This window comes from Streptomyces sp. KL2, from assembly GCF_046529545.1.
Taxonomy (GTDB): Bacteria; Actinomycetota; Actinomycetes; order Streptomycetales; family Streptomycetaceae; genus Streptomyces; species Streptomyces radiopugnans.
This window is the reverse complement of sequence record NZ_CP127170.1, coordinates 6,039,481-6,050,784: the sequence shown is the minus strand read 5'-3', so window position 1 is coordinate 6,050,784 and position 11,304 is coordinate 6,039,481. Positions and strand designations below refer to the sequence as shown.

Below are 11,304 nucleotides of genomic sequence, written 5' to 3'. Positions count from 1 at the left end.
GATCGCGGACCTCGCTCCGCTCGGTTCGAAGCTCGGCGCTTCGCGCCGAGCAAGCGCCCTCGCTTCGCTCGGGCGGGCCGGGGCGGAGCCCCGGCCAACGGGCCGCGTTGCGCCCCGGCGCGCTGCGCGCGCCGGGGCCAGCCGCCGCTCGCTTCGCTCACTACGGCCGAGGGCGGCCCGCGCTGCGGGCCGAGGGGGCTCCGCTTCGCTTCACCCCCCGGCAACGGCCCGGGAAAGGGTGCGAGGTGATCAGCCGTCACTCCCTGAGTGAGGGGGAGAGGTTGGGCCCGCTACGCGGGCCAGGCTGGCTACGAAGGGAGGGGCGGGTCGATCGGACCGAGGACCAGCATAGTGGTCACACGGTGATGATGCATCATGTAGCGTTGGCGGAATCTGGACACACCCTACTGGGGCACGGTTCAGGTATCGCTGCCGGGGTGGCCGGAGAAGAGAGTTGTTCATTGACCATCAGAAGCGGGATCCCAAAGGGACTGACGCGCAGGGCCAATTATTTCGTGGGAATTCACGGGTACCGGCTTGCCGTTCCGGACATCGAGCAGTACCGAGTCCGGTGGGTGGAGTCTGATATTCCCGCCGCAGTGGTCGACCGCGTGGTGGCCTACGCGCAGACCTGGGGCGGGATAGCGCTGCCTCCTGCTCAGCACTACGACGGCGGCCCCGGCGTCTTCGCCCCGGGCGTGCCGGCGGGCTCGAAGGAGGAAGGCTGGTGGTTCGAAGCCGGCCCGCAGCGCACCGCCCTGCCCTACTCCTTCATGATCGGCCCCAGAGGCGAGTTCGGTATCGAGGCGGAACGCTGGGTGCCACTGCATGCCAGCGTCGAAGGGTGGGTGGAATCCCTGGCCCTGGCCGACCACGCCCTCCGGTACGCCCGAACGATCACCACGGTGACCGGTGACGCGGTGGAGGATCTCCAGCTCGACGGATTCACACCGGTACCGGAGACCGCCGGGCTGGCGGACACCTGGTGGCAGGGCACCGACTCACTGGTGGCCGTCTACCAGGGAGAAGCCGAGTGCATGGCAGCCCCTCGATGCCGCACCGCCACCCTCTACTCCGGCCTCGACACATGGGGCCTCACGGGACTGAACGGATAAAAGAAAACCCCTCCCAATGACAGGCAGGGACGACTATGGGCCGTGCGGATTCTTGACTCGCTTAGCAACCGCTATGACGACCAGTGTGGGAGGGAGGCCGGTATGCGGAGAATTCCGCTCCGAGAGCACCAGGTAGAGGCCGTCACCTGCATCCGGAAATGGGTGGGATTCCCCGCACGATTCGAGGTGCCCCAGGAGGGGGCGCGCGCCACACTGGTGTCCGCCACCGGATCAGGGAAGACAATGAGCGTTTTTCAACCTGCTGCGCGAGCGGGGGAGTTGGCGTGACAGACGGACGAAGCCCCTGGTAGATGGGTTTTCGACCAAGAAATCCGTCTCCACCAGAGGCTTCGTGTGCTTGTCTACCCGTCGGGCGTCGACGTGTCCAGTTCTGCCCTGCGCTTCCTGTCCACCAAGCTCCGTCAGCGCCGCAGGGAGCTCGGCACCCGCTGGCGGCGCCTGAGCGCCGGCCGGCAGGCCCTGCTCACCCTCGCCCATCTCCGCAACGGCCACCCGTACGCCCAGCTCGCAACCGGATTCGGCATCGGAACCACGACCGCGTACCGGTACATCACCGAGGCCGTCGAGGTCCTGGCCGCCCTCGCCCCCACCCTCGCGGACGCGGCCCGGACGGCATCGTCGAAGGCGTTCGTGCTGCTGGATGGCACCCTGCTGCCGATCGACCGGATCGCAGCCGACCGGCCCTACTACTCGGGGAAGCACAAGCGGCACGGCATGAACGTGCAGGTCCTCGCCGATCCCTTCGGCCGACTGCTGTGGGCCTCACCGGCTCTGCCCGGCGCCGTCCACGACGTCCGCGCGGCCCGCGAGCACGGCATCATCGACGCCCTCGCCGAGACCGGCATCACCTGTTGGGCCGACAAGGGCTACCGGGGCGTCGGCCGCACGGTCCGCACCCCGTGCTGGGGGCGGTGGGAGACTCTTTCCACCGGTCAACAGGCGGTCAACCGGTCCCACGCGAAGATCCGCGCCCTCGTCGAGCAGGCCATGGCCACCCTCAAGTCCTGGCGCCTCCTGCGCAAGCTCCGGTGCTCCACCACCCGCATCACCGGCCTCATCCAGGCCGTCCTCACCCTGCATCTGGCCAGCTCAGAACGATGATGGAAAAGCCTCAATCACCGCCACTACCGCCGCGCTGGAGTGCTTCCCCCGCGGGCGGACCCTGGTCATGATGCCCACCCTGGACCTGCTCGTGCAGACCGCCCACGCCTGGCGGAAGGTCGGGCACCGTGGGCCGATGGTGGCCGTCTGTTCCCTGGAAGGCGATGCCGTCCTGGCGCAGCTCGGGGTGCGCACCACCACCAACCCCATTCAACTCGCCCTGTGGGCCGGGCACGGGCCGGTGGTCGTGCTGGCCACCTACGCCTCCCTCGTGGACCGCGACGATCCCGAGCAGCCGGATCCGGATCAGCGCCCGTACGGGCCCTGGCAGGACGGCAGGGAGCCGGAGGCCCCGGAGGGCCGGCGGAAGGTTCGCGGGCCGCTGGAAGCCGCACTGGCGGGCGGAAAGCGGCTCTACGGGCAGCAGATGGCAGGCTTCGACCTCGCGGTCGTGGATGAGGCGCATGGAACTGCCGGTGATCTTGGTCGTCCGTGGGCGGCGATCCACGGCAACTCCCGGATCCCGGTGGACTTCCGGCTGTACCTGACCGCCACCCCACGCATCCTGGCGGCGCCGCAGCCGCGAAAGGGCGCGGACGGCCAGGAGCTGGTGCTTGCGTCGATGGGCCAGGACTCCGCCACCTACGGGCCATGGACCGACGCGGGGATCCCCAACGCGGTCATGGATCTCGACCGGCTGTGCCAGTCCTGGCCGACACCTGCGGGCGACCCCTTCAACTTCGACATGCTGCTGCGGAACCTGCGCTGCGTGGCGGGCAACTACCTCGACGCCGGCGCGACCCGACTCATCCTCGCCGGGGTGGCCGAGAGCCGGGCCGACCGCAAGCGGTACCAGGAGGCAGTCGGTACCGACCTGGTGGTGTGCCGACTGCGGGCCCACCTGCCCACAGTGCGGCAGCGCCTCGCCCACCGCCACGGCGACGACCACAGCGCACTGCGCTGGCACCTGAACAGGGCGGGTGAGCTCGACCAGGCCCAGGTCGAGGACTTCGCCATCGACGCCACCGACAGCTCCGTCACCGCCACCGCCGCAGCCGTGCTCCGGACGGCCGGCTGGCGGTGACACCCCTTGGGTGCCCGCGAATACCGACCACTGCCCTGCTCCTCACCCAGAACGCTCAAGCCTTGGGGAGAACGGTCAAACTTCGATCAGGCAGGACAGCCGGACAGGCTCGCCCCCGGCACCGGGCTGACGGTGAGCTACCTCCCAGGCTCAAAGGTCGCCCCCAGGATGCAGTCACCAGGGATTCCCGCCTCCAGTCCCCAGCCCCGAAGACGAGCCGGGCGCCTGAATGGCATCGCCCGCCCCATGCCACCCGATGAAGCCCCTCCTGCGGCCTTCTAGGTACATGCCTTCGTGCCGCGGAGTGGGTCGCCGTCTCCGCGGGTCGTTGCTCTGGACCAGGCAGATCAGACGGCGGCGAAGTACGGCTGCCTGGCGAGCCTGGTCGGCGATGACGTCCAGGACGGCCTGCGCCGCCCTGGGGCAGGTCGTCGCGAACCGGTCGTAGTCAGTGAAGACGAGGGCCAGTCCGGCGCTCTCGGGGGCATCGTCGTAGCCGCCGTAGCAGGCCACGTCGCCCAGGCAGTCGTTGAGCGCGTCCAGGTTGTGCCCGTAGTAGTCGGGGAAGTCCAGTGCCGCGGCCATGGCGCGGTGCATGTCTCGCTCCGTGTTCCATTGGCCGGCTTCCAGGCGGATGACGCGGAAGCCGCGGTCTTCGAGACGTTCGGTCGCCTGTGTGAGGAGACGCTTGCGCCAGAAGAGGGTGACAAAAGTGTTGATCATGTACTCGATGCCGGGAAGCCGAGCAGTCGTGGCGGTTGGCTCCGGACTCTGCGCCGCGTCGCTCCGGTAGGCGTCGAGGAGACGGAAGAACTCATCGACGGGAGTTGAACCGTCAGAGGTGTTGCGCTCGATCTCGGCTGCCCAGGCGAGGGAGCTGGCGATGCCGCGATACTCACGGAGCCAGCGGCTGAAGTCGTCTTCGGGCCAGAAAGCCCAGGGTTCGTCGATGCTGTGCACGCCGAGTGCTACCCGGTAGCCGATGAGCATGGACTGCAGGTGCTGAAGTGAGCCCCCGGGCAGCCACACGCCGGGCCGGAGACGGATCTGGTCCAGGAAGTCGTGCACGTCCGTGCAGTCCTGCCAGTGCTTGGCCGTGGGGGCCGGGAGGTCTTCGGTCGACATGTTCCGACCCTACGGTGCGAACGGGGGGGGTGAGCGCCCGTGCCGATCCTTTGCCCTTTCCTCCACCGCTCCGCTGTCTGCGGCCGCCCGCCGTCCCCCGGGGGGCGGACACGGCGGAAAGCCAGCGGCGCGCGGGAGTTGCCGCTTCTACGCTTGTGGGGCGTGAGGTGGGACGAGAGCACCGGGATGGTCAGCAGGCCGTTCATCGACTGGCAGCGCACCGATGAGGAGAACCGGGCTTTCCTGGCCCTCTCCGCCCGCTGGTCGGCGGAGGCTTACGACCGCGAGTAGAAGAAGGCGTTGGAGACCGCCAACCAGTTCTTCGATCCCGACCGGCACTACGGGGACGAGCACATCGACGTGTTCGGCCAGGCCGTGGGCGGGCTGTGGCCGTCCCCCTACGCTCTGGCGGCCTGTCCCAGGCTGTGCTGGGAGGCGGGGCTGTCCCCCAGGCTTCTCGTACTGCAGGAGAAGCCGGTGCTGCGCCTCGGCGCGGCCTCATCGCCCGTCCCCGTACGGCTTTCCCTTCCGGCGTGCAGCCCAAGGCCGAGCGGCGCGCCGAGGCCGGCGACCGCACGGTACGCCTGGCTGTCCCGCGCTGCCGGGCACCGGCTCAACCGGGCGGCGGAGCCGGGGACCACACGCCGAACCACTGCTCGGCGCCCCACTCCCGGAACCCGGAACCGCTCCACCTCGGTGAACCCCAGCCTCACCGCGAGGCGCACCGCGCGGGCGTTGGCGGCCTGGGCGGCGAGCACCACCGGCTCGCCGGGATACGCGGCGGCGAACCAGCCCAGTGCCGCAGCGCACGCCTCGGCGGCATATCCGCATCCCCACGCCCGCGGCAGGAACAGGTAACCGAGCTCGGCCTCCCCGCCCTCCGGGCGGATGTGCCCCGGGCGCCCCGCACCGCGCCAATCGAACGTGACCATGCCGATCATCGTCCCGTCGAGATCGACCACGAACAGGCCCGGGCGCCGCCCGGGCACCACGGGCACCGCACGCTCGAGCTCCTCACGCGGCCGGGAGCCACCGAGGTAGGCGCCCACCTCCGGCGAGGCGAACAGCTCAATGAACGCCGCACGGTCCCCGGCCTCGGACGCGCGCAGCACCAGCCGCCCGGTCCTGACCGGCACAGGCGGCCAGGCGACGGGTCCGGGCTCAGTCGTCAGCAGGCCCTCCGGCAGTCCGCCTGCCGGCTCCCGGCGGACAGGCCCGGAGAGCAGGCCGGCGTGGTCGGCGCGGTAGACCCGGCCGGGCACGAACTTCTGCGCATCCATACCCGGCAGCATCCCAGCCACCACCGGCGCCCCCGCCTCCGCATCGAGGCAGGGCGGGGCAGTGTCGGGTAGAGCAGTCCGGGCAGGGCCGGAGCCCGGTCAGGCCAGCATGAGAACGACGGCGTCGCCCGCTGCGGCGGCAGCGCGGAAGAACCGGGTCAGCTCCCCGTAGCGGCGCCGCAGGGTCTCCAGGTCCGCGGGGACCCCGGCCTCGGATTCCGGCAGGAGATAGATCTCGGCGCGGCGCATGGCCGCCAGGTCGTAGTACCGGGCGAGCTCACCAAACGGTGTGGCGGCGAGGAAACCGGCGGCCCGGGCGACGTCCTGAGGGCTCAGGTAACGGGCGGGGCCGTAGTCCATCTCCTCCAGCGCAAGCTCGGCCCCTCCGTGGACGATGTCGACCGGCATGCCGCCGTGGGCGGCAAGGAGGTGGTGCAGCTTGTGCCAGGCCTTCTCGATGCTGAAGAACGGCGCCTTCTCCGGCGGCAGCGGATCCCCGTCGGCCCAGGCATCACCGAGCTCGTCGAGGTGCTTGTGCGCCCAGGCCGGATCATCCAGCGACCGCCGCAGCTCGGCCGGGGACAGACGGACGTACTCGCAGTGGATTCCCATGGCGGCGACGCTAACCGCAGGCTCTGACAAGCCACCGGACACGCCCACCGACCCCCCGCATTCGACAACCGCCGCCGGGCGGGTCAGGGGTCGAACCGCAGGCCGGCGTACGGGTCCGGCTCGCCCGTCCACGGGTCGATGCCCTGGGCCAGCAGGCGCTCCTCCTCGCGCCAGTGCAGGAACCGCCCCGCGCCCGCCCGCCCGCCACAGCGTGGTGTCGCTGACCGGGCAGCTGTCGAACTCGCCGGCCAGCAGTCGGCGCAGGAACTCGGCCATACCGACGGGGTGAACGGTCCACCGGGAGACCAGGCTCGGCCGCAGCACCGCGACCGGCCACCGGTCCGGGTCGGCCGGAGAGGCCAGCCAGCACAGGACGTCCGCCGCGGTCGTCACACCCCAGGCGAGGACATCCCCCGTGGTGCCGCCACCGCCTGCGACACCGTCGGCGGCCGAGTCCGGGAGCCACTGGTCGCGTGCGTTCGCCGTCCCGGAAGCCATGCCGCCGTCGTCCATGCGGTCCGGGCCCAGCGGACGCAGGACCTCCAGGGAGTCGCTGATGCCGCCCGCCCCGTAGACCTCCATGAAGGCCCGGTAGTCGGACGGGAACCACACGCCCCAGGCGGCCAAGAGAGCCTCCCAGTCGACCCCCTCGTCCGCGCCCGCGCCCGGAGCAAGAACGGGCCGCAGCGCGGCGACCGCCTCCCACCCACGCAATCCATCGGTCACCTCGTACCCCCGTGGATTGTGGACCCCGCCGCGGACCACCGTACCCAGGTCCCGCCAAGGAGGCGGGCCCGAGCCGAAGGCGAGGAGGACGGCGGTGGTGTGGACGGTCAGCGGCCGGCCGCTCCGCAGGGCGCTGTCGCCCTCGATGTCGACGGCGTGGGTCAGCAGCGTCAGATTGCAGCACACCTCACCGAGGTCGGCGCCCTCGGCCAGCAGCAGGGCCAGGGTCTCGGCGTCTTCGCACTCGACGGCCTGATGGGCCGGGTTACAGGGCGGAAGCGGAGGAATCACGGCGCCATCCAACCCCTCCCCCACCCCCGGCCGCCAGCCCTCTCCCCAAGGGCAGGCCGCCGCCGGGCGGGCCCGGCAGGCCACGGCCCGGAAGAGGGAGCGCCGGGTGTCTGGGGTGGCGTGGGTTCTACGGGCGCAGGCCGGCGGGCCTCGGCGGGGCGGCCCGCGGCTGCAGGTCTTCACGAGGGCGTCGAGCCGGCAGCGGTGGGGCGGCCGTTCAGGAGTACGCGGATGCGCGCCTGACGGCCCGCGAGGAGCTCAGGCGGTGGCGAAGGCGGACAGCAGGGTGTCGGCCCTGATACGCAGCTCCGCCGTCTGCACGCCGGAGATCTCGACGCAGACCACGTCGCTGCCGACCGCGGTGGCCAACCGCACCCGCACGGTCTGGTCGGTGCCGACCAGGGGGTAGGAGTACCAGCCGTCGTCGCGCTCGTCATCGGTGGCGGGCAGGGCCGCCTCCACGGTCTCCCAGTCGGTGTCGTCGAACACGTAGCCGGCATAGCGGGAGAGCAACTCCAGCAGCGGCCGCACGTTGCGGCTCCACACCCAGCCCTCCACCACCTGCCACACCCCGCCCCCTCTCCGCCCCCGCCCCCACCCCACCCCACCGTGGCGGGTCCGGGCGGAGTCACTCGTACACGGTAGCCGCCCGCAGCGCCCGGGCCAGATAGGTCCAGTCAGTTTCCGTGTTTCCGGGTATGGAGCCCGTGCCTCTGCCCGGGCTCGCTTCCGTGTCCCGGGGTGAGGTGGGGTCAGTTCCGGGGGGTGTACCAGGGCACGAGGCGCAGCAGGAGGTCGAGGGTGCATCTGGCCGCGGTGCGGGTGGCGGGGGTGCGGGCGAAGGTCGAGGCGAGGGCGATGACGGCGGTGATGGTGCCGAGGAGGGCGGTGACGGCGAGCAGGAGCCGCGTCAGGTGGCCGGGGTGGGTGATGCCGGTCAGGAGCAGGGCGAGGGTGAGGGTGGTCAGTGCGGCGGCGGCCCGTGTGCGGATGCGCCTGCGCTGGCGGTCGGTCATGGGATGGCTTCCTTGCGGTCGTGGCCCCTCTCGTGGGGCGGGGCTGCTGGTGGGCACCAGTGAGCCAGATGCTTTTCCTGCTGCGCGGGGGTACTTCCCGGGGTTGTAATGGCCGGGTGGTACGGGGAGCGGCGAGCTGGGCCGATCAGCAGGTCATCGGTGAACTCGCCGCGCGGGGGCTGGTGGTGACGGCATCGCGGTTGGAGGGCTGGCGTCGGGAGGGGCTGCTGGAGCGGCACCGGCGGCGGGGGCTGGGGCGCGGGCGGGGAAGCGTGGTGGACGCGGTCGATCCGGTGGTGGTGGAGAGTGCGGCCGCGCTGGCCCGGCATACCCGGCAGGGGCGTGATCGGCGGCTGGCGGTGCTTGCCTGTTTCGCTGAGGCCGGCGCGCCCCGGCTGTCCGGTGCGGTGGTGGTGCCCGAGCCGCCTGAGGCCGCGGTCCGTGAGGCTCTCACCTGGGCGGCGGCTACCTCGCTGTCGCAGTACCTGATGGAACTGGCCCGGGGCGCGGCCGGTAGGGGTGAGGAGGGTCCGGATGCGTTCTATACGGTCGCCGGGGAGCTGGTTGCTTCCCGGCCGCATCACCTTCCGCCGCATCCTGGCCGGGTGCGGGCGACGCTGTGGGCCGATGAGGACCTGCCCGACGACGGGCCGCCTCCGGCGGCGGTCGTGCACCTGGCCGCGGCGATCGGCCTGGGCCCGGAAGAGGTCGGCGCAGACGCCCTGGCCGAGGCGTTCGCCGCGATGGGGGTGTTCGGTCTGACCGCGGAGGACTGGGCGCGGATGCTGGGCGCAGCCGAGCTCGGTGAGGCCCCTGCGGTGGACTGGAGCCCGCTCGGCCGCGTGACTCTTCCGCTGGAGCAGGCCCGGCGGGCGAGCTGGGAAGAGCTGATCCGGGCCCGTGCGGTGCTGACCGGGCTGCGGCCCTTCTACGCCTTGTATGTGATGCACGGCCTGTTCATGCCCGACACTCCCGCTCTGGCCGCGCTGCGCGCCCGGATCGACGAACGCGGCCTGGGCCCGCTCCTCACTCAGTTGATCTCCATCGACACCGGCCCCCGGCAGTTCGCCGACAGTCTCCTGAGCTGCCTGGATCCGATATGGCACGAACTCCACCTAGCCCTGATGGAGCAGCTCCAGGCCGATTCGGACTTGTTCTGCCTGCCCGGAGACGACACCCGCGCCACTGGCTTCATGGAGACCTGGATCCGCACCCTGCGCGAGCAGACGCAGCTCGCTCGCAGCCGTACGGAGCCACGCGAGACGGGCCAGTGAGGTCTAGGAGAGATCGAGAACGGTCGGCGCCGGGCGGGCGGGTTTGGTGCGAGCGAGACCAGCTCACCGGGCTGAGGTTGTGGCGTGTACGGGCGATGCTGAGATCGGACGGCTGCCCCGAAGCGATCACCCGTGTCGGCTCTTCGAACTCCAGGAGCCTCGGCGGCCCGAGGGAAGACCTGCCCAGTCCCCTTCTTCAGGTGGGGACCTGGCCGGGGATCTATGCCACCGCCGCCCGCGCTCCCGAACGCGTCGAACAGCTCTCCACCGCCGGACACGAAATGAGCATTTCGCACCCAACACCCCTTTTCGGGGCATCCATTATTGGGCGGGCTCTCATAATCTCGCGAAAAATTTTGGCTGCTGTGTGACATCCATGAATTCACAGCGCATAGAAGCGGCTGAGCAGATTCAACAAGCAGACTGCTCTGCAGCCAGCTCGCGCGAGAAGCAAGATCGTCGAGGAGGCCGCGCGGACCATACCGGAGAGTTCTTATGTCCATGTATGAAGAGATCGCCGAGGTCGTCGACAGCGCGCTGCACAGCGAGCGAGCGCGAAGAGTCCAGCGGGACGCGGACCGGGTCAACGAGCTGGCCTTGTCTGACTTCCGGGGGCCGGAGTACGAGGTGTTCCGCAACGAGCTGTGCCGGGACAGCATGCCGATCCTGCGTGGCATGCTCCGCAACGGCAATCTTATCCGCCTCGCCCAGCAGCGCTTCGAGAACAAGGGCATCCGATTCTGGGTGCACCCCGACGACGTCGCCCTCCTCCACCGCAGTCCCGAGGACCGCGACGAGATCATCGTCGATGCTCTCCTGGGTGCCCTGAAGACCTTCCGCCGCAAGGCGCTCGTCGCCGGTGGCTGGAACCCGAACCACAGGGGCTCCAGGGGCGTCTGCTGCCTGACCACCTTCTTCATCGGCCAATGCATCTGGGAGTTCCGCCGGGCCTACGTGAAGTGGGCGAAGCAGCGTATGAAGATTACCCGCCAGGAGGCCGCGCAGCGGGACCCTTCGGCACTCTTCGGTCTCTTCCAGACCTCCGGCTACCTGCCCGGACCCGAAGCCGACACGTTCGGCAGCGCCTTCGAGGACATCCTGGCCGAACAGCCGCTGGCAACCCAGGCCGTGGTGCGCCTGACGGTCGAGGGCTACGGGGCCACCGAAATAGCGGACAAGCTGAAGACCACCAGGGGCGCGGTCAGCATGCGCCTGACCCGCTTCCGCAGCGCCCTCTACCAGGCCGCCCGGGACCGCCGCATCTGGATCCCCGAACAGCTCCACATGATCGCCCGCCACCAGCAGGGTCAGCGAGGTGTCGCATGAGCACCCACGGCCTTCTGCTGCTCCTCCTCACGCTCATCGTCCTCTTGGCGGTCTCCGCCGTGGCCGGCGTCATCGGCTACGGAACCGCCCGGTGGGAAGGCGCGGCTATCCCCGGCGCCATCACCCGCGGCGGCGTGGTCTTCGCTGGCACCTTGACGATCGGCATCGCCCTGCTCGCCATGCTCCTGCCCGCGGTCACGTAGCACTCCCAGGCCACAGCCCTGGCACGGAGCGAATACAGCAGCTACCTGCGGCCGAGACGTGGTCGATATAGCCGCACAGTCCCAATGCGGGGCCGGGCAGGGTCTTCCTGCCCGGCCCCCGCTGCTGCGT

At 70.5% G+C, this 11,304-nt stretch carries 10 protein-coding genes and 2 pseudogenes; 7 read left to right on the top strand and 5 right to left on the bottom strand.

The window, feature by feature from the left end:
• Positions 1-599 precede the first annotated feature (599 nt).
• The 3 genes and pseudogenes from QPK52_RS27145 to QPK52_RS27135 all read left to right on the top strand — a co-directional run.
• The gene (locus tag QPK52_RS27145; RefSeq protein ID WP_410540143.1) at positions 600-1,115 is read left to right on the top strand and encodes a hypothetical protein; all 516 of its coding nucleotides are present in this window, start codon (positions 600-602) and stop codon (positions 1,113-1,115) included.
• Positions 1,116-1,469: 354 nt separating this feature from the next.
• Complete coding sequence (locus tag QPK52_RS27140; protein ID WP_410540142.1) at positions 1,470-2,237, top strand: IS5 family transposase; 768 nt, start codon at positions 1,470-1,472, stop codon at positions 2,235-2,237.
• Positions 2,238-2,247: 10 nt separating this feature from the next.
• A pseudogene (locus tag QPK52_RS27135) lies at positions 2,248-2,919 on the top strand (helicase); the annotation flags it as partial.
• A gap of 576 nt (positions 2,920-3,495) precedes the next feature.
• Here the strand turns inward: QPK52_RS27135 and QPK52_RS27130 are convergent.
• The gene (locus QPK52_RS27130) at positions 3,496-4,446 is read right to left on the bottom strand and encodes a barstar family protein (protein ID WP_410540141.1); all 951 of its coding nucleotides are present in this window, start codon (positions 4,444-4,446) and stop codon (positions 3,496-3,498) included.
• Between the two features lie 162 nt (positions 4,447-4,608).
• On the opposite strand from QPK52_RS27130, the gene QPK52_RS27125 reads away from it, so the two are divergent.
• Complete coding sequence (locus QPK52_RS27125; RefSeq protein WP_410540139.1) at positions 4,609-4,737, top strand: hypothetical protein; 129 nt, start codon at positions 4,609-4,611, stop codon at positions 4,735-4,737.
• 322 nt (positions 4,738-5,059) lie between these two features.
• Here QPK52_RS27125 and QPK52_RS27120 read toward each other — a convergent pair.
• From QPK52_RS27120 to QPK52_RS27105, 4 genes and pseudogenes are all read right to left on the bottom strand, one after another.
• A pseudogene (locus QPK52_RS27120) lies at positions 5,060-5,618 on the bottom strand (GNAT family N-acetyltransferase).
• A gap of 207 nt (positions 5,619-5,825) precedes the next feature.
• The gene (locus QPK52_RS27115) at positions 5,826-7,355 is read right to left on the bottom strand and encodes a YfbM family protein (protein ID WP_410540138.1); all 1,530 of its coding nucleotides are present in this window, start codon (positions 7,353-7,355) and stop codon (positions 5,826-5,828) included.
• Positions 7,356-7,613: 258 nt separating this feature from the next.
• Positions 7,614-7,925, bottom strand: a complete 312-nt coding sequence (locus QPK52_RS27110) for a hypothetical protein (RefSeq protein WP_410540137.1) — start codon at positions 7,923-7,925, stop codon at positions 7,614-7,616.
• 182 nt (positions 7,926-8,107) lie between these two features.
• Entirely contained in the window at positions 8,108-8,371 is a 264-nt protein-coding gene (locus QPK52_RS27105) for a hypothetical protein (protein ID WP_410540136.1), read from the bottom strand.
• Between the two features lie 59 nt (positions 8,372-8,430).
• Between QPK52_RS27105 and QPK52_RS27100 the strand changes: the two genes are divergently transcribed.
• From QPK52_RS27100 to QPK52_RS27090, 3 genes are all read left to right on the top strand, one after another.
• Positions 8,431-9,645 (top strand): hypothetical protein, encoded by a 1,215-nt coding sequence (locus QPK52_RS27100; protein WP_410540135.1) that lies wholly within the window; start codon positions 8,431-8,433, stop codon positions 9,643-9,645.
• Positions 9,646-10,140: 495 nt separating this feature from the next.
• Entirely contained in the window at positions 10,141-10,971 is an 831-nt protein-coding gene (locus QPK52_RS27095; protein WP_410540134.1) for a hypothetical protein, read from the top strand.
• On the top strand, positions 10,968-11,174 hold the full coding sequence (locus tag QPK52_RS27090; RefSeq protein WP_410540133.1) for a hypothetical protein: 207 nt from the start codon (positions 10,968-10,970) through the stop codon (positions 11,172-11,174). Before QPK52_RS27095 ends, QPK52_RS27090 begins: the two co-directional genes overlap by 4 nt.
• The last annotated feature ends 130 nt before the right edge of the window (positions 11,175-11,304 follow it).

What these genes read in the sequence shown, in the direction of transcription:
- QPK52_RS27095 (WP_410540134.1), top strand. Translation starts at nt 10,141, where the DNA reads ATGTCCATGTATGAAGAGATCGCCGAGGTCGTCGACAGCGCGCTGCAC.
- QPK52_RS27090 (WP_410540133.1), top strand. Translation starts at nt 10,968, where the DNA reads ATGAGCACCCACGGCCTTCTGCTGCTCCTCCTCACGCTCATCGTCCTC.
- QPK52_RS27105 (WP_410540136.1), bottom strand. Translation starts at nt 8,371, where the DNA reads ATGACCGACCGCCAGCGCAGGCGCATCCGCACACGGGCCGCCGCCGCA.
- QPK52_RS27130 (WP_410540141.1), bottom strand. Translation starts at nt 4,446, where the DNA reads ATGTCGACCGAAGACCTCCCGGCCCCCACGGCCAAGCACTGGCAGGAC.